21 protein-coding genes are annotated in these 24,800 nt (G+C 65.1%); 18 read left to right on the forward strand and 3 right to left on the reverse strand.

Annotated features, from left to right (window positions below):
- Positions 1-122: 122 nt before the first annotated feature.
- The gene (gene betT / locus H2O77_RS01240) at positions 123-2,120 is read right to left on the reverse strand and encodes a choline BCCT transporter BetT (RefSeq protein WP_054555244.1); all 1,998 of its coding nucleotides are present in this window, start codon (positions 2,118-2,120) and stop codon (positions 123-125) included.
- A gap of 412 nt (positions 2,121-2,532) precedes the next feature.
- Here betT and H2O77_RS01245 point away from each other — a divergent pair, with 412 nt between their 5' ends.
- The 6 genes from H2O77_RS01245 (at position 2,533) to H2O77_RS01270 (ending at position 9,571) form a co-directional block, all read left to right on the forward strand.
- Entirely contained in the window at positions 2,533-3,156 is a 624-nt protein-coding gene (locus H2O77_RS01245; protein ID WP_215823731.1) for a hypothetical protein, read from the forward strand.
- The gene (locus H2O77_RS01250) at positions 3,156-3,593 is read left to right on the forward strand and encodes a hypothetical protein (RefSeq protein ID WP_043333222.1); all 438 of its coding nucleotides are present in this window, start codon (positions 3,156-3,158) and stop codon (positions 3,591-3,593) included. The genes H2O77_RS01245 and H2O77_RS01250 overlap by 1 nt, the downstream gene beginning before the upstream one ends.
- A 139-nt stretch (positions 3,594-3,732) precedes the next feature.
- The gene (locus H2O77_RS01255) at positions 3,733-5,901 is read left to right on the forward strand and encodes a cache domain-containing protein (protein ID WP_215823732.1); all 2,169 of its coding nucleotides are present in this window, start codon (positions 3,733-3,735) and stop codon (positions 5,899-5,901) included.
- A 16-nt stretch (positions 5,902-5,917) separates the two neighbouring features.
- Complete coding sequence (locus H2O77_RS01260; RefSeq protein ID WP_215823733.1) at positions 5,918-7,447, forward strand: response regulator; 1,530 nt, start codon at positions 5,918-5,920, stop codon at positions 7,445-7,447.
- Between the two features lie 122 nt (positions 7,448-7,569).
- Complete coding sequence (locus tag H2O77_RS01265) at positions 7,570-8,331, forward strand: DUF1007 family protein (protein ID WP_215823734.1); 762 nt, start codon at positions 7,570-7,572, stop codon at positions 8,329-8,331.
- Positions 8,321-9,571, forward strand: a complete 1,251-nt coding sequence (locus H2O77_RS01270; RefSeq protein WP_215823735.1) for a sodium:proton antiporter — start codon at positions 8,321-8,323, stop codon at positions 9,569-9,571. Before H2O77_RS01265 ends, H2O77_RS01270 begins: the two co-directional genes overlap by 11 nt.
- 173 nt (positions 9,572-9,744) lie before the next feature.
- Here H2O77_RS01270 and H2O77_RS01275 read toward each other — a convergent pair whose 3' ends face one another.
- Positions 9,745-10,173, reverse strand: coding sequence for an HIT family protein (locus H2O77_RS01275; protein ID WP_054555248.1), 429 nt, complete (start codon positions 10,171-10,173; stop codon positions 9,745-9,747).
- A gap of 404 nt (positions 10,174-10,577) precedes the next feature.
- Here H2O77_RS01275 and H2O77_RS01280 point away from each other — a divergent pair, with 404 nt between their 5' ends.
- The 8 genes from H2O77_RS01280 to H2O77_RS01315 all read left to right on the forward strand — a co-directional run bounded on the left by H2O77_RS01280 (position 10,578) and on the right by H2O77_RS01315 (position 17,889).
- Complete coding sequence (locus H2O77_RS01280; protein WP_043333219.1) at positions 10,578-11,585, forward strand: TAXI family TRAP transporter solute-binding subunit; 1,008 nt, start codon at positions 10,578-10,580, stop codon at positions 11,583-11,585.
- Positions 11,586-11,950: 365 nt separating this feature from the next.
- Positions 11,951-14,023 carry a TRAP transporter permease gene (locus H2O77_RS01285; RefSeq protein ID WP_215824442.1) on the forward strand — a complete coding sequence of 691 codons (2,073 nt, stop codon included), beginning with the start codon at positions 11,951-11,953 and terminating at the stop codon, positions 14,021-14,023.
- A gap of 204 nt (positions 14,024-14,227) precedes the next feature.
- The gene (locus H2O77_RS01290) at positions 14,228-15,007 is read left to right on the forward strand and encodes a TSUP family transporter (protein WP_225347489.1); all 780 of its coding nucleotides are present in this window, start codon (positions 14,228-14,230) and stop codon (positions 15,005-15,007) included.
- A 168-nt stretch (positions 15,008-15,175) separates the two neighbouring features.
- Positions 15,176-16,171 (forward strand): zinc-dependent alcohol dehydrogenase family protein, encoded by a 996-nt coding sequence (locus H2O77_RS01295; protein WP_054555249.1) that lies wholly within the window; start codon positions 15,176-15,178, stop codon positions 16,169-16,171.
- A gap of 65 nt (positions 16,172-16,236) precedes the next feature.
- On the forward strand, positions 16,237-16,368 hold the full coding sequence (locus H2O77_RS01300) for an entericidin A/B family lipoprotein (protein WP_084589348.1): 132 nt from the start codon (positions 16,237-16,239) through the stop codon (positions 16,366-16,368).
- Positions 16,369-16,391: 23 nt separating this feature from the next.
- The gene (locus tag H2O77_RS01305; protein ID WP_107335644.1) at positions 16,392-16,523 is read left to right on the forward strand and encodes an entericidin A/B family lipoprotein; all 132 of its coding nucleotides are present in this window, start codon (positions 16,392-16,394) and stop codon (positions 16,521-16,523) included.
- Positions 16,524-16,674: 151 nt separating this feature from the next.
- Positions 16,675-16,806 carry an entericidin A/B family lipoprotein gene (locus H2O77_RS01310; RefSeq protein ID WP_043333217.1) on the forward strand — a complete coding sequence of 44 codons (132 nt, stop codon included), beginning with the start codon at positions 16,675-16,677 and terminating at the stop codon, positions 16,804-16,806.
- Between the two features lie 195 nt (positions 16,807-17,001).
- Positions 17,002-17,889, forward strand: a complete 888-nt coding sequence (locus tag H2O77_RS01315; RefSeq protein WP_213113684.1) for a LysR family transcriptional regulator — start codon at positions 17,002-17,004, stop codon at positions 17,887-17,889.
- A 126-nt stretch (positions 17,890-18,015) separates the two neighbouring features.
- Here H2O77_RS01315 and H2O77_RS01320 read toward each other — a convergent pair whose 3' ends face one another.
- Positions 18,016-19,116 (reverse strand): rhodanese-related sulfurtransferase, encoded by a 1,101-nt coding sequence (locus tag H2O77_RS01320; RefSeq protein ID WP_215823736.1) that lies wholly within the window; start codon positions 19,114-19,116, stop codon positions 18,016-18,018.
- Positions 19,117-19,452: 336 nt separating this feature from the next.
- On the opposite strand from H2O77_RS01320, the gene H2O77_RS01325 reads away from it, so the two are divergent.
- The 4 genes from H2O77_RS01325 to H2O77_RS01340 all read left to right on the forward strand — a co-directional run bounded on the left by H2O77_RS01325 (position 19,453) and on the right by H2O77_RS01340 (position 24,777).
- Complete coding sequence (locus tag H2O77_RS01325) at positions 19,453-20,244, forward strand: formate dehydrogenase accessory sulfurtransferase FdhD (RefSeq protein ID WP_215823737.1); 792 nt, start codon at positions 19,453-19,455, stop codon at positions 20,242-20,244.
- A gap of 15 nt (positions 20,245-20,259) precedes the next feature.
- Complete coding sequence (locus H2O77_RS01330) at positions 20,260-22,647, forward strand: FdhF/YdeP family oxidoreductase (protein WP_215823738.1); 2,388 nt, start codon at positions 20,260-20,262, stop codon at positions 22,645-22,647.
- Between the two features lie 174 nt (positions 22,648-22,821).
- Positions 22,822-23,262, forward strand: a complete 441-nt coding sequence (locus H2O77_RS01335) for a VOC family protein (RefSeq protein ID WP_043333215.1) — start codon at positions 22,822-22,824, stop codon at positions 23,260-23,262.
- Positions 23,263-23,547: 285 nt separating this feature from the next.
- Complete coding sequence (locus H2O77_RS01340) at positions 23,548-24,777, forward strand: diguanylate cyclase (protein WP_215823739.1); 1,230 nt, start codon at positions 23,548-23,550, stop codon at positions 24,775-24,777.
- Positions 24,778-24,800 lie beyond the last annotated feature (23 nt).

Here is a 24,800-nt window from a genome sequence, read left to right on the forward strand (position 1 = left end):
TGCAGCCAATGTCGTCGGCTCGGACATTCTGATTTCGGCCACATACGCAAAGGCCCCGCACGGGGCGGGGCCTTTGCGACAGCCATGTCATCAGCTGTCATCACTTCTGCAACGCTCAGGCGTCAGTTGCGCGCCATGTGCAGGAAGTGCATGTGCTTCTCGTACTGGTCCAGCACGTCGCCGATCACCTGCTCCTTGGTGTAACCCATGACGTCATAGGTCTGGCCACCTTCACGCAGGAAGACCTCGGCGCGGTAATGGCGTTCCACGTCGCTGGTGCCCTTGCGCTTGACGTTGCGCAGCGCGAAGGCCGGAGCAGCGTATTCGCGCACCCGCACACCGTAGACGAAGTCGACTTCCTCGCCGTGGCTGACCTGCAGATAGCTGCGGTCTTCCTCGTCATTGACGCGAGTATCCAGGCCCTGGGCCTCGAATTCCTTCGCGACATCCGCCAGTGCCGGCGTGACGGTGTTGATCAGGTACTGCTCGACGTTCTTCTGACGCGGCGTCTCGACCAGGGTCTGGACGCGCTTCTGCCAGCTGCGTGCGCCACCGGCGGTGTGGCCCGGCGTGTTGCTCAGGTGCTGCATGGAGCGTTGCTTGACGCCCTCGAGACGCAGTGCCTTGAGCAGGCCATAGCAGACGAACATCAGGATGATCGCGAACGGCAGGGCAGAGGCCAGCGAGGCGGTCTGCAGCGCGCCCAGACCACCTGCCATCAGCAGCGCCACGGCGACGAAACCTTCGGAGAAGGCCCAGAAGACACGCTGCCAGACCGGAGATTCATCACCTTCCTTGGAGGTCAGCATGTCGATGACCAGCGAGCCGGAATCCGAGGAGGTGACGAAGAAGGTCACCACCAGCAGGGTGGCCAGCATGGAGGTGATGCTGCCGAACGGGAACAGCTCCAGGAACTTGAACAGTGCCACGGACGCATCGGCGGAGACCGCTTCTGCCAGGTTGCCCGCGGTATCGGTCAGCAGCATGTGCAGGGCGCTGTCGCCGAAGAAGGTCAGCCACAGGAAGGTGAAGCCCATCGGAACGAACAGCACGCCGTAGACGAATTCACGGATGGTGCGGCCACGCGAGACACGTGCGATGAACATGCCCACGAACGGGGACCACGCGATCCACCAGCCCCAGTAGAACAGGGTCCAGCCACCCAGCCACTTGGACGGGCCATCTTCCGGGATATAGGCGAACATGTTGAAGGTCTTGTCGACCACTTCGCTGAGGTAGCCACCGATGTTCTGGATCAGCGTCTGCAGCAGGAAGATGGTCGGACCTACGCACAGCACGAACAGCATCAGCGCCAGTGCCAGGCCAAGGTTCAGCTCGGAGAGACGACGGATGCCGCCGTCCAGACCCATGACCACGGAAACGGTCGCCAGACAGGTGATGATGGCGATCAGGATGATCTGGGTGGTCAGGTCGTTGTCGATATCGAACAGGTAATGCAGACCGGAGCTGACCTGCAGCACGCCCAGACCCAGCGAGGTCGCGACCCCGAACATGGTGCCGAAGACGGCGAAGATATCGACGGCATGGCCGATCGGGCCATGGATGCGCTTGCCGATCAGCGGATACAGCGCAGAGCTGATGCGCAGCGGCAGGTTGTGGCGGAAGCTGAAGTAGGCCAGCGCCAGCGCCACCACGGCATAGACGCCCCAGGCGTGGATGCCCCAGTGGAAGAAGGTGGTCTTCATGGCTTCACGCGCGGCCTCGACGGTGCCGGCATCGCCGACCGGAGGCGCAGTGAAGTGGAAGACAGGCTCGGCGACGCCGTAGAACATCAGGCCGATGCCCATGCCCGCGGAGAACAGCATCGCGAACCAGGAGCCGTAGCTGAAATCAGGCTCGGAATGGTCTGGCCCCAGCTTGATGTCGCCATAGCTCGAGAAGGCGAGACCCAGCGTGAAGATCACGAACACGCCCATGGCCAGCAGGTAGAACCAGCCGACGGTGTCGATGATCCAGGTCTGGACATGACCGAAGGCGGTCTGCGCGGTATCCGGCATGGCGACCGTAAAGATCACGAACGCCAGAATCACCACGGCGGAGCCGAAGAAGACTGGCGGATTGATCTTGGCGACCGTGGGCTGGTCGGCATTTTCTGACATAAATTTCTCTCCCTGATTGCCTATTCGTCGATAATGGTAACTTATTGAACCTGTAGCGTCGTGAGTTGTCCGCGCGATATCGTTTCCATATGTAACCAGTGTTGCGCGCGCTGACCGGCGGTTTGCGCGCCGAGCGAGCGGCCCTGGCAGCGCTGGCGTTGGGTGATCATCGTGCGAAATGGCAATGGCGGTACGGTCTTGGCTTGCATTGTCGGGGGCTGGATACGGTAGGCGCTGGCATGGCTGGGCGCTAAGATGAGGCTTGCTGCATCCAGGGTATCCCGCTGTCTCGATACCATAATTATGCAGAAATCCTACAAGACTTATGTGTCAGTCTAGTGCCTCTGGTGTGTCTCATGGTGTGAAAATCGTGATGCCGCGCCGGCTCAAGTGGCTGACCGGAGACGTTCGCATGCTCCATCGACTTCCCGAATTTTCCGCACGGCCAAGCGTGGCTGACACGTCAGCGCGCTCACGCCTGCCGCGCATGACACTGCTCGCAGTGGGGCTGGTGCTGCTGAGTGGTTGCTCGGCCCTGTCCGGCAAGGACCCGCTGGCCGCGAATGACAGCGCTGGCCTGCCCAAAGCCTGCATCTTCCCGCGTGAGGGCGATGCCAATCAGTGGTTGCGTGCCGCGGCGCAGGTCGTCGAGGCCCGTGGCTACAAGATCCGCGAGAGCGAACAGGCGCTGGGCGTGGTGACGGGTGAGCGCAAGGTGGACCAGCCTGGCCTGGGCGCGATCGATGGGCCCTTCGGCTCGCGCATCGGCTTCTCGGTGGGCTATGGCGTCGCGGCGGGCAATGATTTCGGCGTGGGCGTCGGCAATGACACCTTCCGCGATGACCCGATCAGCTTCGAGCGCATCTCGCTGGTCGCGCCGGATGAGCGCGTGCGCGTGATCCGCGATGAGCAGGTCATCAATCAGGGCGGCTACGTCATCGATGCCCGCCCTCACAATGACAGCGACAGCTGCCGCCAGATCGAGCGTCAGCTGCAGGCTGCGCTGGCGGGTCGTGATCCACGGGAGGTTCGCTGATGAACATGCGCAAGGCATCTCCACGCTCGCTGTGGCAACGACTGGGGCTCGCGACGCTGCTCGCCGGTCTGCTGGTATTGGGTGGCTGCATGAATCAGCCGACCCATGCGCCGGACTCGCGCACCGCGGTGATCGCCCCCAACAGCGGCACCCTGACCTCCCAGCAGGTCTTCGTCACCCTGCTGACGACGCTGGCGGAGCGTGGCTTCATCATCGAGCGCGCAGACCCTGACCTCGAGCGCCTCGATGCCAGCTACGCTGCCCGGCCGCCGCTGGCGCTGGAAGCCTGGGTGAGCGAGGTCAACGGCCAGATTCGTCTCAGCGTGAGCGGTGACAGCAATGGTGCCGATATCGCGCCGGGCCGCCTCGACAACCTGCTGGTGGAGGTTGCCGTGGCTCTGGATGCGCGCACCGTGCCGGTGATCGGCGCGCCGTGACCGCCTCGCGCATGGCAACCCCACGCATGACAACCCCACGAGGCGGCCCTCAGCGCCGCCTCTCTGGCCTTGCCCACCACTTCGCAGGCGGGCAGTACCGGAGCCCGGGCGAGCCCGCGCTCGCGCGGTGTGATGGCCCATGACGCTGAGTGCGCTGCGCCGTCGGCGTCTGGCCTGGCTGGCACTCTCGGCCAGTCTGCTGGCCGGGCTGATGGCCTTGTTTGCTCTCTGGCATTGGGAGCTGGCGCGCAGTGAGCGTGATGCCCGCCAGCACGCCGCGACTCGCCTGAATTTCTACGCCAGCACCCTGAATGCAGAGTTGTCGCGCTTCCAGTGGCTGCCGGAATTGCTGGCTCGCCAGGCCCGTGTGCGTATCGCCCTTGGCGAGCCGGACGTCCCGCCTGCGGCAACGCCGCCTGTTGCCTCCTCAGACGAACGCAACGCCGCCAGTGCCGCCGCTCCCCTCGGTTCGAACAGCGATCTCAACCAGCATCTGCGGCGTGTCGCGCGTGCCTCCGGCGCGGCGGCCATCTTCCTGACCGACCGCGACGGTATGACCGTGGCCGCGAGCAACTTCGATGAGCCAGACAGCTTCGTCGGCTATCGCTACGACTACCGCCCCTACTTCATCGATGCCCTGGCGCGCGGGCGCGGTGAATTCTTCGCTGTCGGCAATACCACCGGGCGTCCCGGCTATTTCGTCTCGGCGCCGGTACTTGGGGCCGAGGGTCAGCCGCTGGGCGTCATGGTGGTCAAGGTCTCGCTGGAAGCGCTGGAGGATACCTGGCGCCAGGCGGGGGAGACGGTGCTGCTCGCCGATGCCAATCGCATCGTGCTGCTGGCCTCGCGGCGCAATTGGAAGTATCGCGCGCTGGAGGCGATCGAACCGCAGGCGCTGGACAGCATTCGGGCACAGCAGCAGTTTCGCGGGGCGCCGCTGACACCCCTGTCGCGGGAGCTGGAGGACGGCAGCCTGGTGCTGGGCGACAACCACGAACTGGCGGCGTCGGAGATCGCGCGGCTGCCGACGGCGGCGATGGGCCAGCGCTATCTGGATGAGTCGCTGGCCAGCGGGCCGCTGGGCTGGCAGCTGCATTTTCTGATGCCGCTGCGGCCACTCTATATCCAGGCGCGCAATGTGGTGCTGGTCGGGCTCGCCGTGATTCTGGGACTGGCGATGATGGCGCTGTGGATGCGCGAGCGTCAGGCGCGTCTGGGGCTGATTCGGCGTGAAGCGGTGATGATGCGCGAGATCAACGAGCGCCTCGAGGAGCGGGTCGCCCAGCGCTCGCGCGAACTCGAGGCCACGCGTGATGAGCTGGTGCAGGCCGGCAAGCTGGCCGCGCTGGGCACCATGGCGGCCGGTATCGCCCATGAGCTCAATCAGCCGCTGGTCGGTATTCGCACCTACGCCGCCAGCGGCGGCAAACTGCTGGCGCGGGGCATCGCCTCCGCCGCAACGCGCCCCGAGCTGACCGCGCGTGCCGCCGAATCCGCCGCCAGCAACTTCACGCGCATCAGTGAGCTGTCCGAGCGTCTGGCCGACATGATTCGCCAGTTGCGGGTCTTCGTACGTCCGGCCAGTCAGCAGGCGCCCGTTGCCCTGGCGCTGGCGCCGCGCATCGACTTCGCGCTGGAACTGCTCGCCGAGCGAGTCACCGCCCTCGACCTGACGGTGGAGCAGGGCGCGCTGCCCCGAGACATCATCGTGATGGGCGAGCAGGTGCGTCTCGAGCAGTTGCTGACCAACCTGATCCGCAATGCGCTCGATGCGCTGGAAGGGGAGCAGAGAGCACAGCAGGCCGATCAGCAGAGCGATGAACCGCAAGGTGAGCAGAGCGACGAGCGCGCGGCCCCGCGGCTGCGCCTCAGTTGGCAGGCCTGGCCGGCAGTGGCCAGTCTTGAGGGGCAGCCGGGCGGATGTCTGCGCATCGAGGACAACGGCCCCGGCATCGACCCTGCGCTGCGTGCCACGCTGTTCGATCCCTTCACCACCACACGTGAGGTCGGCGAGGGCATGGGGATGGGGCTGTTTCTGAGTTATGGCCTGGCACGCGACCTCGGTGGCCTGCTGCGTCTGGCCGATGGCGCTTCTGTGTCTGAACCGGCTGAGGGCTCCTCGCTGGCTGAGGGCTCTTCAGTATCTGAACCGGCTGAGGGCTCCTCGCTGGCTGAGGGCTCTGCGCTGAGCGGCGCCTGCTTCGAATTGTGGCTACGCACGCCGGCGTCAGAGGCAACGCATGCAGCCGACGGCACCGAACAACACGGCACCGAACAACACGGCAGCGGGCAGCAATCCGTGACATGACGGGGTATACGCACGAATGACAGGCTATACGCACGACAGCGATGGCTTCGAGGGCGCAGAGGAGTTTGCCGCCACGGGCCTGGACCCGGCAGAGCTGCGCCTGCAACAGGACAGCGATCTGACCCGCGAGGCGCCGGTGTGGCTGGTGGATGACGACCCGGCGGTGCGCGAATCCCTTGCTCAGTGGCTGGAGCTGGCCGAGATCCATCTGCGCTGCTTCTCGCGCGCCGAGGCGCTGCTGGAAGCCCTGGCCGCCGCCGAGCCGGTCAGTGTGGTAATCAGCGACATCCGCATGCCGGGCATGGATGGCCTGACGCTGCTGGCGCGGCTTGCACTAAAGGCGCCGGAGCTGCCGGTGCTGATGATGACCGGTCACGGCGATGTCGCCACGGCCGTTGCCGCGATGCAAGGCGGCGCGCGCGACTTCATCGAGAAGCCGTTTGACCCCGAAGCGCTGGAGCTCAAGCTGCGTCAGGCGCTGGCGGGGCGGCGTCTGAGTGATGAAAACCAACGCCTGCGCCGCCGCTTGAGCGTGCGCGGCCTCAGTGGTCTGCTGCGGGGCGAGAGCCGTCAGATTCGCCAGCTGCGTGAGCGACTGCTTGAATTGCGCGGGCACCCGGCGCGCGTCTGGATCAGCGGCGAGGCGGGCAGCGGGCGCAGCACTCTGGCGCTGGCACTGGCCGAGCATGCGCCGCCTGCCGACGCGCCGGCCTCATCTGCTGCCATGCCGACGGCGGCGACGGCCTTGCTGGCACGAGTGGAATGCGCGCCCCTGTCGCAAGCCAGGACAGAGGGCGCGGAGGCACTGGCGGGCGCGATCGAGGATGCGCTCGCGGCATGTCCTGCGGCCAATACCTTGCTGCTGCATGAGGTGGACCACCTGAGTGGCGCGCAATGGCATTGGCTGGACGGCTGGATCGCCACGCGTGAGGACGGCGCCCGCCAGGCGCCACGGCTGGTGTGCAGCGCGCTTTGCAGCGTGGGCGACGTGATGGCAAGCGGGCCGCTGACGCGTACTCTCGGGCATGCACTGGCCGAGATCGAACTGACGACCCCCGCCCTGCGCGAGCGGCGCGAGGACATCCCGTTGCTGATGGCGCATTTCAGCCGTCAGGCCGCCGAGGTGCATGAGGTGGAGGCGCAACCCTTCGCCAGCGGTGAGCTGGCCGCATTGATGGCGGCGGACTGGCCGGGCAATCTGTGGCAGCTGCGCCAGGCCGCCAGTCGCCGTGTGGTGCTGGGGGAATTGCCCACCGCGCGGCAGTCATCCGCACCGGGCAGTGCCTCAGCGGAGGAGGGCGCAGGCGAGACCGGCAATGGCGCGAGCGACGAGGCGCTGGCGAGCAGCGAGGAGCATGGGCTGGCGGCACAGGTGGCGATGTTCGAGTCGACCTTGATTCGCGCCGCCTTGACCCGCGCACGCGGCAACATCGCTCAGGTGCTGGAAGAGCTGGCGCTGCCGCGGCGTACGCTCAATCTCAAGATGCACAAATACGGGCTGCGCCGTGAAGACTTTCGCCATGGCCATGATGATTCGGCGAACTGACCGCCATCAAAGCCTGTCTAAAGTGTCCTCGGGCTGCGTCGGGATGTCGCCCGTTTTGTCATGAAGTAACATCCTGCCAATCCCTTCCTGTCGTCCCCGTGACGTTCTGCCGGAGTTTCCCGATGTCTGTTGCTGTTCATCGCCTGGTGGCGGCGCTGTCGTCCGCGCTGGCGCGTTTCCCGTCTCGTCATGGCCTGCGCCCCGTAGCCTGGCTGACGCCGTTGCTGATGCTGGGCACCCTGGTGGCCAGTCAGCCTGCCGCCGCGCATCCGCACGGCTGGGTCGATCTGCGGGTGACGCTGCGCCTCGATGACCAGGGGCGGGCCGTCGCGATGCGCCAGTATTGGCTGCTCGACCCCTTCTACAGCCTGACGCTGCGTCAGGAGCTGGCCGCGCTCGAGGACGATACCAGCATGGAGCAGCGCCTCGATGTGCTGGGCAGCGAGATTCTGGCCAATCTGTCGCAGTTCGATTACTACACCCATGTCACGCTGGACGGCGAGCCCGTGGCGCTTGGCAAGGCGACGCGCCAGACCACCTGGCTCAAGGGCGAGCGTGTCGCCTTCCAGATGGGGCTGCCGCTGGCCGAGCCGGTCGCGATGGCTGGCCATACCCTCAGTTATCGTATCTACGACCCCACCTATTACATCGAGATTCTGCATGACCCGGATGCCATCGCCGTGCAGCAAGGGCTGGTGGTGAGCGGGCTGGATGGGCAGGACTCGGCGCTCAGCTGCACGCCGGGCATCACGCCGGCCGACCCGGACCCGTCCAAGGTCGCCGAGGCCTCGATGCTGGATATCAACGCCACCGCACCGATGGATCTCGGCCAGTACTTCGCCGAGGTCGGCAGTGTCAGCTGTGAGGTGGCTGATGAGCAGTGAGCCGAAGGACACCAGCGGGCTTGGCGATATCAAGAGCCTCAAGGGCATGCGCGATGGCCTGCTCAAACCCGCCTCGTCGCGGGGGCGGCGCCTGGCCGGCTGGCTGGCGGTTGGCTGCGGGCTGCTCGTGCTGGGCATGGCGCTCTGGCCAAGCCTGGTGCAGGGCTGGGGCGAGGCGCTGGGGTGGGTCTTCGCCGAACAATCGCGTTTCCAGCGCTCGCTGGGGCGCGCCATGAGTGAGCTTGCTGCGCATCCGGGCACGCCCTGGGCGCTGATCGGGCTGTCCTTCGCCTATGGCGTGCTGCATGCCGCGGGCCCCGGGCATGGCAAGGTCGTCATCAGTACGCTGCTGGTCAGTCAGCCCATCGTTCGGCGCCGTGCGCTGTGGCTGTCGTTGCTGGCGGCCTTGCTGCAGGGCGTCAGTGCGCTGGTGCTGGTCGGCCTCGGGGCGGGGCTGCTCGACTGGGCGGGGCGCGATGTGCTCGGACAGGTCGAGAAGGTCACCCTGCTCAGTCATCTCGGGGTGCTGGTGCTGGGGCTGTTGCTGCTGTGGCGCGCCGCTCGCACGCTATGGCGTGTTGTCAGGGCACAGCCTGTCTCAAGCGTGGAAGCGCCGCAGGCGCCAGCGATGCAGGGGCTGGCGTTCGAGCCGTCGCCTGGCCACGACCACTCGCATTCTCAATCTCACTCTCACTCCCACTCTCACGGCCACGCTCATTCACACGGGCATGACTGCGGTTGCGGCCATGCGCATGGCGTGACGGCGGAGCAGGCCAGTGGCGACTGGCGCACCATGGGCATGGCGGTGCTGGCGATCGGCCTGCGGCCGTGTTCCGGCGCGATTCTGGTCTTGCTGGCCGCGCTGGCGCTGAACATGGTCGGCAGCGGGGTACTGGCGGTGCTGGCGATGTCATTGGGCACCGCGCTGACGGTGGGCAGCGTGGCGATGGCCACCTTGATCATGAAGGCCAGCGGACGCCTGGCGGCGGCCGGCTCGCGCCTGGGTGGGCCGCACTCAAACGGCCGCGCGCGTCGTCAGTGGCCGTGGGCGGCGCTGGTCGGGCTGCTCGGCGGCATCATCATCACGGTCTTTGGTGCTTTGCTGGTCGCCAGCAGTCTCAAGGCGCTGGACTCTCCCACCGGTCGCGGTGCTTCGCCGTTTGATCGCTCGGCACCGGGCACCTCCCTCCAGAGCCCTCTGGGCCCGAGGTCATCAGGGCAGAGCTCAGGCGAGGAGTGAGACCTGCCCCGCCAAGGCAGGCAGGCCGCTTGCTACCTGTCGCTTACTAGCTGCTGCTTACTACCAGCAAGATACGAAAACGGGGCCCATTGGGCCCCGTTTTCGTAGATGTGAGAACGTGGATGACAGTGTCTGCGAGAGCGCAGATGTCAGTGACAGCGCAGGTGACGCTGTCAGTAGGAATAGCTCGGCAGCTCGGCGATCTTCATGCGCAGGGTGTCGACCAGCACCGTCAGCGCTTCGCTGTCGTGGGGCTCTGCCGTGCCGACGCCCCACACCGGCCCCGGCCAGGCTGCATCATCGCTGCGGCGGGCGATCACGTGCATGTGCAGCTGCGGCACCATGTTGCCCAGTGCGCCGATATTGAGCTTCTCGCCGCCGCTTACCGTCATCAGCAGCTCGCCCAGTTGGGTGGTTTCCTGCCACAGCTGCTGCTGGGCGCTGCTGTCCAGCTCGTAGATCTCGCGGATGGCATCGCGGCGCGGAATCAGTACCAGCCACGGATAGCGCGCATCGTTCATCAGACGCACGGTGCACAGCGGCAGGTCGGCCACGAAGTGGGTGTCGGCGTCCAGCTGCGGGTGAAGGCTGAAGGGGGTCATCGTCTCTCCTTGATCGGATGGAGCAGGGCGGGCGTGAGTCGAGGGCAAAGGGTAACCCGAATCGTGGCGGACTCCCTGGCGTGAACGCCCGCGAATGCCCTCAGTGTGACCAGATCGGCAGAATCCTGCCACTTTGCGGATTGCCCCTGCGCGCTGTGGGGGCTGCGCAATGCCCCCATCGCCAAATACCGCGCCGCGCGGACAGTTGCTAACCTTCTTCCTACGCTGAAGCAGAGGCTCGCAACGAACGCCCCACGCAAAAGAGGGCTACCTTGCGCATTGTCGGTCGCGACATGGCCAGCACCGCCCAGGGCCAGAGCCTGCTCAGCCGCAATGTCCGTCTGCCTACCCACATTACAAGAATGCTCAACCTGCGCCCGGCAGGTTCGCCAAGGAGTCACTCCATGCAAAAGCGCCAGTTCCTCAAGGCCGGTCTCGGTCTCGCCATCGCAGCCTCTCTTGGTCTCAGTGCCGTGGCTCAGGCGGAAGGCAAGTACATCATGGGCACCGCCACCACCGGTGGCACCTTCTATCCGGTCGGCGTGGCACTCTCCACGCTGATCAAGGTCAAGCTCGAGCCGACCGCCGGCATCTCCGTGTCCGCGATCTCCTCTGCCGGTTCCGGTGAGAACCTCAAGCTGATGGAAGAGGACCAGGCCCAGTTCGGCATCATCCAGGGCCTCTACGGCGCCTGGGCATGGAATGGCACCCCGCCGGTCAACAAGGCGCACAAGAACCTGCGCAGCATCTCGATGCTGTGGCAGAACGTCGAGCACTTCGTGGCCCGCAATGATGAGGTCAAGTCCGGCACCATCGAGGACATGACCAACTTCTACGGCAAGAGTTTCTCCATCGGCAAGAAGAACTCCGGTACTGAAGGCTCGGGTCGCTTCATCCTCGAGCAGCTGGGCATCGATGCCGACAAGATGGATCTGGCCTACATGGGCTATGGCCCGAGCGCCGACGCGATGCAGAACGGCAACATCGACGGCATGAACATTCCGGCCGGCGCACCGGCCTCCGCCGTGACCCGTGCCTACGCCAACCTGGGCGGCGAGATCACCACGCTGGACTTCACCGAAGAGCAGCTGGCCAAGGTCAACTCGCAGTTCGAGCTGTGGACTCCGTACGAAATCGCCGCTGGCACCTACCCGGGTCAGGACGAGGCGATCAACACCATCGCCCAGCCGAATATCCTGGTGGTGCGTGACGATGTCTCCGAAGAAGACGTCTATCAGATCACCAAGACCATGTACGAGAACCTGCCGTTCCTGAACAACATCCACCCGGCTACCAAGGCCATGGCCATCGACAAGGCCATCGCGGGCCTGCCGCTGCCGCTGCACCCGGGTGCCGCACGTTACTTCAAGGAGCAGGGCATCGAGATTCCGGCGCGCCTGATCGCCGAGTGATCCACACCTGATGTTCCCGCTGCCCTCATCGCTCGCCTCTGGCGGCGGTGAGGGCAGCGCAGTTTCCCAGACCAATAAACCACCGCCGGTCCGGCGCCATGTCACTGCCCCGCGTGGGCAAAGCGGCAGGCGCAGGACCAGAGCAGTGCCCACGAATGATTGCTGTAGAAGCCCGTATTCTCCTCGCAAGCCCGGGCGCATGGTGACGCAAGTCGCCGCTGCGCCATCGCTGTCTGATCCCGTTTTGAGGCAACGCCATGCATGATTCCCGCTCGCCAGAGCCCTCTCGTCCCACTGATAGCGAAGCGCAGGAGCCGGATCTCTCCGGTGTGCGCGACGAATCCGCCGAAGCTGCGCCGTGGCGCATGGAGCTGCCCTGGCTGGGGCGTGCCGTCTTCGTGATCTCCATCGTCATCTGTCTGGCGCACCTGTACTTCAACACCGTCTCGACCCTGTCGGAGCTGTGGGTGAGCGCCTTGCACTTCGGGTTGTTCGGTCTGCTGTGTGCGCTGACCATTCCGATGCTGACCCCGGCCAGTGATGGCGCCAAGCGTTGGGTGCTGGGCGTGGATATCCTGCTGGGGCTGGCGGCGCTGGGTTGCGGCCTCTATCTGATCGGCTTCGAGGATGCGCTCTATGATCGTGGCGTGGTGTTCTCCACCGCGGACTGGGTGGTCTCCATCGTCGCTGTGGGCCTGGTGCTGGAGTTCGCACGCCGCACCACCGGCTGGTTCATCCCGGTGCTGTGTCTGATCGCGCTGACCTACGTGGCCTGGTGGGGCAAGTATGTCGGCGGCGTATTCAACTTCCCGGGCCTGACCTGGGAGACGGTGCTGTTCAGAAGCTTCATCGGCGGCGAAGGGATGCTGGGCTCCATCGCGCGCATTTCCTGGTCCTACGTGTTCATGTTCATCCTGTTCGGGGCCTTCCTGGTCAAGTCCGGCGCGGGTGACTTCATCATCGATCTGGCGCGCTGTGCGGCGGGTCGCTTCAAGGGCGGGCCGGGCTTCGTGGCCGTGTTCGCCTCCGGCCTGATGGGCTCGGTGTCCGGCTCGAGTGTCGCCAACACCGTCTCCACCGGCGTGATCACGATTCCGCTGATGCGCCGTGCCGGCTTCCCGGCGCGCTTCGCGGCAGGCGTCGAGGCCGCAGCCTCGACCGGTGGCCAGCTGATGCCGCCGGTGATGGGCGCGGGCGCCTTCATCATGGCGTCCTACACCCAGGTGCCGTACCTGACCATCGTCGGCGTGGCCGCCTTGCCGGCGCTGCTCTACTTCCTGTCGGTGGCCATGTTCGTGCGCATCGAGGCCAAGCGCTCCGACGCCACGGCGCTGGATGACCCGCAGGGCCCGCGTCTCAAGGACGTGCTCAAGGATGGCTGGCACTATCTGGCACCGCTGTTCGTGCTGGTCGGCGCGCTGATCTACGGCTTCACGCCGACCTACGCCGCCGGCATCGCGATCCTGTCCGTCATCGCGGCCTCGTGGCTGTCGAAGAATCCGATGAAGCTCGGTGACATCATCGAGGCGATGCTGGCCGGGGTGCGCAACATGACCACCACGGCGATCCTGCTGATCACCGTCGGCCTGATCGTCAACGTCGTCTCCACCACCGGTATCGGCAACACCTTCTCGCTGATGATCACCGACTGGGCGGGTGGCAGCCTGCTGATCACCATCATCCTGATCGCGCTGGCGTCATTGATTCTGGGCATGGGCCTGCCGGTGACGGCGTCCTATATCGTGCTGGGCACGCTGTCCGCCCCGGCGCTCTACAACCTGATCGCCCATTCCCAGCTGGTGGATCTGCTGGCAGCGGGCAACCTGCCGGAGCAGGCCAAGGCCATCTTCATGCTGGCAGCACCGGACAAGCTGGACCTGCTGGGTGCGCCGATGAGCATGGACGCCGCCCGCGAACTGCTGGCGCTGGTGCCGGATACCTTCCAGAGCCAGCTGTATGAGCAGGCGCTGTCGCCGCACGTGCTGACCATGGCACTGGTGAGTGCCCACATGATCATCTTCTGGCTGTCCCAGGATTCCAACGTCACGCCGCCGGTCTGCCTGACCGCCTTCGCGGCAGCCGCGATCGCCCGCACACCGCCGATGAAGACCGGCCTGATGGCATGGAAGATCGCCAAGGGACTCTACATCGTGCCGCTGCTGTTCGCCTGGAGCCCGCTGATCTCCGGTGACATCGGCGAGATGCTGACGGTGTTCGTGTTCGCGCTGTTCGGGATATACGCCATCGTCGCGGGCCTGGAAGGCTATCTGGAGCACGAGCTGCCCTGGTGGCTGCGTCTGGCGATGTTCCCGCTCGGTGCGCTGATGCTGTGGCCGCATGGTCAGCTGACCTACGACCTCGCGGGTCTGGTCATCTTCCTGGGCGTGCTGACCTACAGCGTGCGTCAGAGTGGTCGGCAGGAAGCGCTGGCGCACTGAGCCAGGCGTGTCGGATGAGCGCCAGATGCGTCAGCCGATGTGGCTGAAGCAGGCGTGACGCGACGCGATATGCTATGAACGATGCCCGGCATCACTTTCCCCCGCTCAGTCACGCGAGGGTGGTGTGTCGGGCATCGCGCGCTCTGGGGCATGTCTGCCGCGGGCGTCTTCACTCAACGGGATGGCGGGACAAGGAATGTCGGCATGATGTCGGATGTTGCAGGGCTGACCAGCGGCCTTGATCTGATCAGCGTAGTGGCGCTGATCGCACTGGGTGGCGTGGCCGGTTTCATCAATGTGCTGTCGGCGGGTGGCTCGATGCTGACGCTGCCATTGCTGATGTTTCTCGGTCTGCCACCTGCGCAGGCCAATGCCACCAACCGCGTGGCGATCGCGTTGCAGAGTGCGACCGCGACCAGCACCTTCCTCAAGGCGGGCGCGCACAACATGGGGGTGGCCTGGCGGCTGGCCGTACCCGCCGTGGCAGGCGCCATGCTGGGCGCCTGGCTGGCGACCCGCATCAGTGCCGAGGCCTTCGAGAGCGTCCTGATCGTGGTGATGGTGGTGTGTTCGATCATGATGCTGCTGCCGACGCCACGCATCGACACCCGTGAACTGACGCCGGAGCGCATCACGCCCGTGGTGTTGCTGGCGATGTTCGGCATCGGCATTTATGGTGGCTTCATTCAGGTCGGTGTCGGCGTGCTGTTCATCGTGGTGCTCTATCGGCTGCTCAAGATCGACCTGACCCAGGTCAACGTCTTCAAGGTCTTCATCGTGTTGATGTATACCCTGCCGGCGCTGGCGGTGTTCGTGTTCGATGGTCAGGTGCGCTGGGCCTACGGTCTGGTGCTGGCGGTCGGCAACATGAGCGGCGCCTTCCTCGGCGCGCGGGTCAACATGAGTCCCGCGGGCGCGCGGTGGGTCAAGTGGCTGACGGTCGCGGTCATCTTCATCATCGTGCTCAAGCTGGCGCTGACCTGATGCTGGCCTGATGCTGACCTTATGCAAGACACGGAGTAAGCTCGCGGTAATCTGAGCGAAATGCCAGTCTGTCCTGTCGACATACCGGCACGCCGCTCACCCCCTATTCATGATGGCGCCGAGCCCGGCTTTGGCGTCTCTTCCTTCATCGTTCAGGAGTCTTTCCTCATGCAAGCCATGGTCATCGAGCAGTACGGCGGTCCCGAAGTGTTCGTCGAGCGCGAACTGGAGACCCCGACACCGGCGCGGGGGCAGGTGCGTATCAAGGTGACGGCTTCCAGCATCAACCCCATCGAGACCAAGCTGCGCAGCGGGCTGGTCAAGTCGCACCCGGAATTCCCGGCCATTCTCAATGGCGATGTCTCCGGGGTGATCGATGCCGTCGGCGAAGGCGTGTCGGACTTCTCCGTCGGGGATGAAGTGCTGGGTTGTGCCGGTGGCGTGAAGGGCTGGCAGGGCGCTCTGGCGGACTACATGATCGCCGACACCCGTGTGATCGTGAAGCGCCCGAGCCTGGCGGCGCTGACGCTGGAAGAGTGCGCGGCCTTGCCGCTGGTATTCCTGACGGCCTGGACGGCACTGGTCTCGCGCGGTCAGATCAAGGAAGGCGAGCACGTGCTGATCCACGCCGGCACCGGCGGCGTCGGCCATGTCGCGGTACAGATCGCCAAGTATCTCGGCGCGCATGTCACCACCACCGTGTCCAGCGAAGCCAAGGCGGACCTGGCGCGCCAGCTGGGCGCCGACGAGATCATCAACTACCGCGAGGAAGCGGTCGCGGACTACGTGACGCGCCTGACCTCCGGGCGTGGCTTCGATCTGGTCTTCGACACCGTCGGTGGCGACAACCTGGATCGCTCCATCGAGGCCACCGCGACCTCCGGTCGTCTGTGCTCCATCAATACCCGCTCGACCCACGACCTGACCCAGCTGCACTCCAAGAACCTGTCGCTGCACGTCATCTTCCGCTCGGTACCGCTGCTGACCGGTATCGGCATGGACGACCAGCCGGAACTGCTCAACGCCCTGAGCGAGATGCTGGAGGCCGGTGCGGTACGTCCGCTGCTCGACGAGCACCAGTTCAGCTTCCGTGACGTCGCCAAGGCGCATGAGCTGCTGGAGTCCGGCGAGGCGCTGGGCAAGATTCTGCTGGTAAATCGTTGAGTATTGGCACCTTCGGTCAGTGAGGGTGTCTCACCTTCATTGGCCGTTGATCAGGAAGAGAAGTGATGAGAATGACGCGTTTGATGGTGGCTGCCCTGTTGGTGGCCAGTGTGAGTCTGGCCGGCTGCAATACCGTGGCCGGTTTCGGCAAGGACCTGGAGCATCTGGGCGGTTCGATCGACAACGCCGCCAGCTGATTGCCCGAAAGAGAGGAATGCCCATGCGACGATTCATGATGATGACTGGCACCGCGCTGCTGTTCGGCCTGCTGTTGGGTGGCTGCAATACCGTGGAAGGTTTCGGGGAAGATCTCGAACACCTTGGGGGTTCCATCGAGGAATCGGCCAGTTGATGGCACTGTCCATGACATGGGCGGCGAGTGAACAAAACATGAATCTCACCCCTTGAAAGCCCATGGGGCGGCCCAAGGTATGAGGGTAGAGGCGCAGGCACTGGCGTCTTTACGAGATTTCTCGATATTCACTACCGCAAGGAGCATGACCATGTCCCGCACCATTGCACTCATCTTCGCCTCTTTCTTCACTCTGGCAGCGCTTTCCGGCTGCAACACCGTTGACGGTGCCGGCCAGGATGTCGAGCATGCTGGCGAAGCTGTCCAGGACGCTGCTCAATAAGCGACGCCCCGGATAGTGGTGATATCCAACGCCCGGCCATCGCGCCGGGCGTTTTCGTGTCTGATCGCCAGACATGCAGGCGTGCTGACTGACGGGCCGCCTTGCGTCATCATGCTGCTGTTTCCATCAGCCTTCTACATCGCGCATGCGCCCTCAGCGTGCGTCACTCCCGCCACCGCGAGCCAAGGACCCGACATGGATCATCGACAGTTGAGTTTTCTGGTCGCGCTGGCCAGTGAGCGCCATTTCGGTCGCGCAGCGCGGGTCTGTCATGTCACCCAGCCGACGCTGTCGGCGCGCCTCAAGCAGCTCGAGGAGGAGCTGGGCACGGCGCTGATATTGCGCGGCCATCGCTTCGAGGGCTTCACGCCGGAAGGGGAGCGCGTGCTGACCCACGCACGGCGCATTCTCGCCGAGCTGGATGAGCTGAAGGGAGACCTGTCGCCGGACGCGGTGCTGACCGGGCGCCTGTCACTGGGCGTGGTGCCGTCGGCGCTGGCGGCGGTCGGCGAGTTTCTGCCGCGGCTGCGCGAGGCCTTCCCGCAGCTCTCGCTGCGCCTACGCGAGCTGTCGACCTCATCGCTGGCCCAGGGACTCGAGGATGGCGAGCTGGATCTCGCAGTCGGCTACCCCGCGGCGCCGGCCATGAGCGGCTTTGCCTGTCGGCCGCTCTATCAGGAGCATTCGGCGTTGATTGCCAGTCAGACGCATTTCCGCCTGCCCGACGCGCCGCAGTGGGAGTGCCTGCGTGACTATCCGCTGGTGTTGCTGACGCCGGAGATGCAGCAGCGGCGGCGCCTCAATCAGCAGTTCGAGCTGCTGGGGCTGCAGCCCTCGCCCTTGTTGGAGGCCAATTCGATTTCCGGCCTCGGCGTGATGCTGGAGGCTGGCCTGGGAGTCAGCGTGCTGGCGGAGAACCTGGCCGATTCGCGGCTTGGTGAAGGGCTGATCGCGCGTCGACTGCCCGGCGAGGGCGAGACGGTCGGGCTGTTGTGGCGCAGTGGTCAGCAGCGTAGCCGACGGCTGAATGCCGTGCTGGAACTGCTGCGTTCGCTGCCTCACTCGGCGGGTGTGGCCGATTGAGCGAGCCTGCAACGCAGAACACCCCGTCGAGACGGGGTGTTCGGGTAGCGAAAGCGGCGTTGGCTGCTATCAGCTCTTCTTGCTGGGCTTTCTATGCCGGGCTTTCTTGCAGGTCTATTGGCAGATCTACTTGCCGGACTTCTCGCTGGCTTCCAGCGCGGCACGCCGGGCGGCTTCACGCTGCTGCTGCTTGGCATCGCGCCGTGCCTGCATCTGGGCGACGGCATCCATGCCCAGATGGGCTTCGCCACGTTCTCTGGCGAGGCGAATCTGGTTCTCGCGCTCGGCGAAGCGCGCCTTCTGGGCATCGCTCAGCTTGTCGTAGCAACGCGGGCAGCTGACGCCTTTCTGGTAGCGCTCGCTCTGCTTGTCTTCCTCGGTGATCGGCAGGCGGCAGGCATGGCACTGGTCGTACTGGCCGGGACGCAGCTGGTGGTCGACGGTGACGCGCTCATCGAACACGAAGCACTCGCCCTGCCACAGCGTCTCTTCCTCGGGCACCTCTTCCAGATACTTCAGGATACCGCCCTTGAGGTGATAGACCTCATCGAAGCCCTGCTCCTTGAGATAGGCCGTGGACTTCTCGCAGCGGATGCCGCCGGTGCAGAACATCGCCACCTTGCGGTGCTGCTGCGGGTCCAGCTCACGCGAGACGTAGTCCGGGAAATCACGGAAGGCAGTGGTGTTCGGGTTGACGGCACCGGCGAAGGTCCCCACTTCCACTTCATAGTCATTGCGCGTGTCGATCAGCAGCACTTCAGGATCGGAGATCAGCGCATTCCAGTCCTTCGGCTCCACATAGGTCCCGACGGTGTGACGCGGGTCGATGCCCTCGACGCCCATGGTGACGATCTCGCGCTTGAGCTTGACCTTGGCGCGCAGGAAGGGCGCCTGCTCGGCCAGTGACTGCTTGGTGTCGAGCTCGGCCAGACGCGGGTCGCTGGTCAGCCAGGCGAGCAGCGCATCGATGCCCGCGCGTGAACCGGACACGGTGCCGTTGATGCCTTCGCGGGCCAGCAGCAGGGTGCCGCGGATGGCGTGCTCGTTCATCACCGCCAGCAGCGGGTCGCGCAGCGCCTCGAAGTCCTCGAGGGTGACGAACTTGTAGAGCGCGCAGACCACATGCTGCGGCGCCAGCGGGCTGGGGCGGGCGGAGGCAGACGTGCTGGTCAGCTGCGGGGCGCTGGCCTGATCAGACGCGGCGGTCAGGTCGGGAGTGTCGGTCATGCGAAGGTCCTCATGCGGGCCGGAACGTAAATCCGGAGCAGGATGATCGAGAGATGAGAGCGGCCGGCGGGCGGGTGATAGCGCAACAGCAGGTGCACCCTCAAGGGTCGGCGACGCATTTTACGCGACTCGCGCGCGAATTTCTCGCCCACCGCGATGGCCCGCATGCCTGTCACCGGCAGGACGCCATCTTCATTGGCAGTGTCTATCAATTGGCGGCTCGGCTCAATTGGTCGCCCTCATGGCATGGCGGTAGGATATTCCCATATTGCGCAGAGGTCGGGTGAGGGTTGCGCGCACCTTTCTCGCCACGCATCTGCGCCACGGAGAGCCGTAATGAAAGATTCGCTCTATCAACATGCGCCAGGCGCTGCAGGCTACGCGGATGCCCGCGAGGTGCCGCTGCGCGAGCTGGATGGCCCATCGGAGCTGCCGGTGAGTCTGGCGCTCAATGACACCGCGATGGGCACCTTGCTGGCCAGTCCAGAGGCCCTTGAGCCGCTGGCGCTGGGGCATGCCTTCACCGCGGGCTGGATCACGCGGCGTGACGAGGTCTCGGCGATCCATCTCTCGCGGCTGCGCCATGGGCTGGCGGTGCGCCTCGAGGTCAGTGACTCGCTGGCGCGCAAGGCCGAGCGTCATCAGCGGCGTGAGAGCAGTGTCTCGAGCTGCGGCGCCTGTGGCGTGCAGGACGAAGCGGAGCTGATGGCGGGACTCATGCGTCTGCCGCCACGGGCAGCGCTGGCACCCGATGCGCTGATGCGTGGGCTGGAGCGCCTGGAGCGCGCCACGCGCCGCGGCATGCATCTGGCGCTGGGGTTGGACGCCGAAGGCAGTCTGATCTCGCAGGGCGCCGATATCGGTCGCCACAATGCGCTGGACCGCGTGATCGGCATGAGCCTCGACAGCGGTGTGTGGCCCGAGGCCTTGCTGGTGTCGAGCCGCTGCAGCCTGGAGCTGGTGCAGAAGACCATCCGTGCGCGCATTCCGACCCTGATCACCCTGGCGGTGCCCTCGCGACTCGCCGTCGAGACCGCCCGCGCCTGCGACCTCAATCTGATCTGTGCCCACCGCGGGCGTCGACTCGAACTGCTCAGCGGTCACGCTGATCGCCCCCGTTCATCCTAGCCAGTGGATCCTGACATGACCGACATTGCTGCCCCCGAGATCGAGACGCCTGCGTCTGCCAGCCTGCCCCGCGAGGATGCGCAACAGACGCGTCATCCGCGCATTGCCGCCTATTCCGGGCCGGCGGGTGGCTGGGGCGCACTCAAGAGCGTCGGTCAGCATGTCAGTCACTCCAGGGCGCCGTGGAAGAGCGTGCGCTCCCTACTCAAGGCCAATCAGGACAAGGGCTTCGACTGCCCCGGCTGTGCCTGGGGAGACCCGGAACACGGCTCCTCCTTCGAATTCTGCGAGAACGGCGCCAAGGCGGTGGCCTGGGAAGTGACCGCCAAGCGTGTCACGTCGCGCTTCTTCGCTCAGCACACCGTCACGGAGCTGCTGGGCTGGGACGACTTCATGCTCGAGGATCAGGGGCGCCTGACCGAGCCGATGCGCTACGACGCGGCCAGTGATCGTTATATGCCGATCAGCTGGGACGCGGCCTTCGAGCTCGTCGCCGAGCATCTCAGCGCGCTGACGTCGCCGGATGAGGCGCTGTTCTATACCTCGGGGCGCGCCAGCAACGAGGCGGCCTATCTCTACCAGCTTTTCGTGCGTCTGTTCGGCACCAACAACTTCCCCGACTGCTCCAACATGTGCCACGAGGCCAGCGGCGTCGGCATGAAGGCGAGCCTCGGCGTCGGCAAGGGCACGGTGCTGCTGGAGGACTTCGAGCACGCCGATGCCATCTTCGTGTTCGGTCAGAACCCCGGCACCAATCACCCGCGCATGCTGGGCGATCTGCGGCGTGCCTCACGGCGTGGCGCGCGCATCGTCAGCTTCAATCCGCTGCGTGAGCGGGGGCTGGAGCGCTTTGCCGACCCGCAGTCGCCGCTGGAGATGATGACCCTCTCCAGCCAGCCCATCAGCCATCGTTATTACCAGCCGCGCATGGGCGGTGACATGGCGGCGGTGCGTGGCATGGCCAAGGCGCTGTTCGCGATGGAGGCGCGGGGCGAATTCACGCGCGCCGCCAGCTTCATCGCGGCGCATACCCGGGGCGTCGAGGCCTGGCAGGCGCTGGTCGAGGCGGCCGAGTGGGCAACCCTCGAGGACCAGTCCGGCCTGACTCGCGCTCAGCTCGAGGAGGCGGCCGCCATCTTCGCGGGTGCCGACAACGTCATCTGCACCTGGGCGATGGGCATCACCCAGCATCTGCATGCCGTCGAGAGTGTGCGCGAGATCGTCAATCTGCTGTTGCTCGGGGGGCACTTCGGCCGTCCCGGCGCCGGGGCCTGTCCGGTGCGTGGCCATTCCAACGTCCAGGGCGATCGCACCATGGGTATCGACGAGAAGGCGCCCGCCTGGCTGATCGATGCGCTGGAAGCGCGCTACGGCGTCAGCATGCCGCGTGCGCCGGGCTACAACACCGTGGAGAGCCTGGCGGCGCTGGAGCAGGGCAAGGCGAAGACCTTCATCGCGCTGGGCGGCAACTTCACGCGTGCCACGCCGGACAGCGAGCGGACCGAGGCCGCGATGCGCAACCTCGAGCTCAACGTCCAGATCAGCACCAAGCTCAATCGCAGTCATCTGGTGATGGGCAAGCAGACCGATGCGCTGATTCTGCCGTGTCTCGGGCGCAGCGAGATCGATCGCTCCTCGCAGGTGGCTTCCCAGCACATCAGCGTCGAGGACTCGATGTCGATGGTGCACTCCAGCGCCGGCATCAAGGCACCGGCCAGCCCTGAATTGCGCTCCGAGCCCGGCATCATCGCGGCGATCGCGCGTGCCACCCTGGCGCGCGTGCTGTCGGCGCGAGGGGTCAGTGATCCGGTCGATTGGCAGGCCCTGAGCGAGAACTATGATCTGATCCGTGACGATATCGCGGTGGTCATCCCCGGCTTCGCGGACTTCAATTCACGGCTGGCACACAAGCGCGGCTTTCACCTCGCCAATCCGGTACGCGAGCTTGCCTTCCCGACCTCCAGCGGCCTGGCCGAGTTCTCGCACATGCCGCTGCCGGAGTCGGTGATGCATCAACAGCTGGCGCGGCGTGACGGCTGGCTGACGCTGCAGACCATGCGCAGCCACGATCAGTACAACACCACCGTCTACGGCTACAACGACCGCTATCGTGGCGTGTCGGGTCAGCGGCGGGTGATCTTCATCAATGGTGAAGACCTGGCGCGACTGGGATTGGCCGACGGTGATTGGGTCGACATGCTCGGCGAGCCGCGCCCGGACGGCAGCGAGCGACGTGCGCCGCAGTTCCGTCTGGTCGAGTACGACATCCCGGCCGGTTGCATCGGGGCCTACTATCCGGAAACCAACGTGCTGGTCGCATTGGAAAGCCACGGCGCTGATACCGGCACGCCATCCTCCAAGGCGGTGCCCGTACGTCTGGAGCGCAGTTCACGCATCGCCTGACGGCGCGAGATGTCAGCAGCAGGGTGCATGCATCACCACACTGCCGTGCCGCGAGGAGACTCGTCGCGCGGCAGTCGTGTGTCTAGAATATTCCCGTGCGCCGAGCCAGCTACGCTCGGCACACGTCTTTTCCGTCCTCAGTGCTGCCCCAACCACCGTTCAAGAGAGTGATCCATGCAATATCTGCACACCATGCTGCGTATCCGTGATGTCGACGCTTCACTGCATTTTTTCCGTGACCTGCTCGGCATGGTCGAGATCTCGCGCAAGGATTCCGAGAAGGGCCGCTTCACGCTGATCTTCCTGGCAGCCCCGCAGGATGCCGAACGTGCCCGCGAGATGCAGGCGCCGATGCTGGAACTGACCCATAACTGGGACCCGGAAGAATACGAAGGTGGGCGCAACTTCGGCCATCTGGCCTATCGCGTCGAGGATATCTACGCTACCTGTCAGCATCTGATGGACAACGGCGTGACCATCAATCGCCCGCCGCGTGACGGCCACATGGCATTCGTGAAGAGCCCGGATGGGATTTCGCTGGAGCTGCTGCAGGCCGGTGACGCCCTTGCGCCGCAGGAACCCTGGGCCTCCATGAGCAACACGGGCAGCTGGTAAGCAAGCAAGGCCGCATGTTGACGTGTGCGTAAGCGTCGCATCCAGGCAACGCAATAGCCGAATCATGACTGGTGCATCGCCCAGCAGGGCTTATGATGTAATGAAGTTCATAAGCCCCGCAGCATGATGTGTGGCATGTCGTGCTCGGCCTTTGTGGAGTGTCATCGCGGCAGGCAGCTATACCTTTTTCCTTTCTCTTGCTGCCCGCCTGCCGCGATGTTGCACCTCCTTGAGTCGCGTGAGGGACCGCCACGCGGACACTGCCTAGCTGGCAAGGATTGCCTGATGCCGAGAGTCATAAGCGCCTGGCTACGTCATGAGCCACGATTGCTCGCCGTGGAGCATCGTCGTTTCTACCATGCCTATCTTTGGGTCTATCTGATGCTGATGGGCCTCTTCGTGGTGTGGGTTCCCTTCTTCACTCTCTTCAACGAGTCGCGGCTGGCATTCGCCAGCGGCATCATGGCGCTCGTGTCCGTGCTGGGCGTGATGCTGCACCGGGCGCATCAGCTGACCTTGGGTCTGGCCCTGATGATGAGCGCCTTGACGCTGATGGCCTGGCTCTCGGTTTTCTGCTTCGGGCTCTCGGCGGGCTATGAGTACTATTTCTTCATCGTGATGGCCGGTATTCACCTGGCCCCGCTGGCGGCGCGTGTTCGAGTGGTGACGACACTGATGCTGTTCATGGCGGCTGTCTCGGCACTGATGGTCTCGCCAGTCCTGCATGAGGGCGGCGTCCTGTCGGCCTGGGTGCTGCAATCGACCAATCTGTTCGCGGTCTTCCTGATGATGGTCACCTTCCTGTGGCGCATGCTGGCGCTTACCGAACACTTCGAGCGCCAGTATCTGAAGGATGCCAGTCGTGATGAGTTGACCGAATTGCTCAATCGCCGCCAGATATTGCGCCACGCCGAGGACTGGTGGCGTGACGGAGTGCCCTGTGCGGTCTTGATGCTGGATGCGGACAACTTCAAGCGCGTCAATGACCTGCATGGCCATGCCGTCGGAGATGAAGTGCTGCGTCATCTGGGCCGTCTGCTGACGGCCACATTGCGTCAGGGCGATCGCGCCGGACGTGTCGGTGGCGAGGAGTTCCTGGTGCTGTTGCCGCGTATCGGGCGCACCGAGGCCATTTCCGTGGCGGGACGCATGCGCTCCCTGCTGGCCAAGTCTCCTCCGGTCTTCGCCGGCACGCCGGTGCCGGTCACGGTTTCCATCGGCGTTGCCATCAGTCATGAGGTCGATTCGCTGGATGAGCTGATGCAGCTGGCCGACAGGCGGCTGTATCACGCCAAGCATAATGGGCGTGATCAGGTGGTGGCCGGTGGGGAACACGAGATGACAGGCCTTGCCACGGCCTCTGCCTTGCCAAGTCCGCCCCCCGGCAATGACGGCGGCGGACTTGGCAAGGCAGAGGCCGTGGAGGAGGGCGCTCGCGACAAGGAGGATGACCGCCAGGAAAAGCGGCACCACAAGGATTCCAGCCCTTTCTCGCGGACACCCCTCGTCGGCTGACCTGAGTTCAGGTTCTTGAGTGC

The organism is Cobetia sp. 4B (assembly GCF_018831605.1).
GTDB classification, from domain to species: domain Bacteria; phylum Pseudomonadota; class Gammaproteobacteria; order Pseudomonadales; family Halomonadaceae; genus Cobetia; species Cobetia amphilecti.

Coding starts and splice junctions, on each gene's coding strand:
- betT (WP_054555244.1), bottom strand. CDS start 2,120: ATGTCAGAAAATGCCGACCAGCCCACGGTCGCCAAGATCAATCCGCCA.
- H2O77_RS01245 (WP_215823731.1), top strand. CDS start 2,533: ATGCTCCATCGACTTCCCGAATTTTCCGCACGGCCAAGCGTGGCTGAC.
- H2O77_RS01250 (WP_043333222.1), top strand. CDS start 3,156: ATGAACATGCGCAAGGCATCTCCACGCTCGCTGTGGCAACGACTGGGG.
- H2O77_RS01255 (WP_215823732.1), top strand. CDS start 3,733: ATGACGCTGAGTGCGCTGCGCCGTCGGCGTCTGGCCTGGCTGGCACTC.
- H2O77_RS01260 (WP_215823733.1), top strand. CDS start 5,918: ATGACAGGCTATACGCACGACAGCGATGGCTTCGAGGGCGCAGAGGAG.
- H2O77_RS01265 (WP_215823734.1), top strand. CDS start 7,570: ATGTCTGTTGCTGTTCATCGCCTGGTGGCGGCGCTGTCGTCCGCGCTG.
- H2O77_RS01270 (WP_215823735.1), top strand. CDS start 8,321: ATGAGCAGTGAGCCGAAGGACACCAGCGGGCTTGGCGATATCAAGAGC.
- H2O77_RS01275 (WP_054555248.1), bottom strand. CDS start 10,173: ATGACCCCCTTCAGCCTTCACCCGCAGCTGGACGCCGACACCCACTTC.
- H2O77_RS01280 (WP_043333219.1), top strand. CDS start 10,578: ATGCAAAAGCGCCAGTTCCTCAAGGCCGGTCTCGGTCTCGCCATCGCA.
- H2O77_RS01285 (WP_215824442.1), top strand. CDS start 11,951: ATGGAGCTGCCCTGGCTGGGGCGTGCCGTCTTCGTGATCTCCATCGTC.
- H2O77_RS01290 (WP_225347489.1), top strand. CDS start 14,228: ATGATGTCGGATGTTGCAGGGCTGACCAGCGGCCTTGATCTGATCAGC.
- H2O77_RS01295 (WP_054555249.1), top strand. CDS start 15,176: ATGCAAGCCATGGTCATCGAGCAGTACGGCGGTCCCGAAGTGTTCGTC.
- H2O77_RS01300 (WP_084589348.1), top strand. CDS start 16,237: ATGAGAATGACGCGTTTGATGGTGGCTGCCCTGTTGGTGGCCAGTGTG.
- H2O77_RS01305 (WP_107335644.1), top strand. CDS start 16,392: ATGCGACGATTCATGATGATGACTGGCACCGCGCTGCTGTTCGGCCTG.
- H2O77_RS01310 (WP_043333217.1), top strand. CDS start 16,675: ATGTCCCGCACCATTGCACTCATCTTCGCCTCTTTCTTCACTCTGGCA.
- H2O77_RS01315 (WP_213113684.1), top strand. CDS start 17,002: ATGGATCATCGACAGTTGAGTTTTCTGGTCGCGCTGGCCAGTGAGCGC.
- H2O77_RS01320 (WP_215823736.1), bottom strand. CDS start 19,116: ATGACCGACACTCCCGACCTGACCGCCGCGTCTGATCAGGCCAGCGCC.
- H2O77_RS01325 (WP_215823737.1), top strand. CDS start 19,453: ATGAAAGATTCGCTCTATCAACATGCGCCAGGCGCTGCAGGCTACGCG.
- H2O77_RS01330 (WP_215823738.1), top strand. CDS start 20,260: ATGACCGACATTGCTGCCCCCGAGATCGAGACGCCTGCGTCTGCCAGC.
- H2O77_RS01335 (WP_043333215.1), top strand. CDS start 22,822: ATGCAATATCTGCACACCATGCTGCGTATCCGTGATGTCGACGCTTCA.
- H2O77_RS01340 (WP_215823739.1), top strand. CDS start 23,548: ATGCCGAGAGTCATAAGCGCCTGGCTACGTCATGAGCCACGATTGCTC.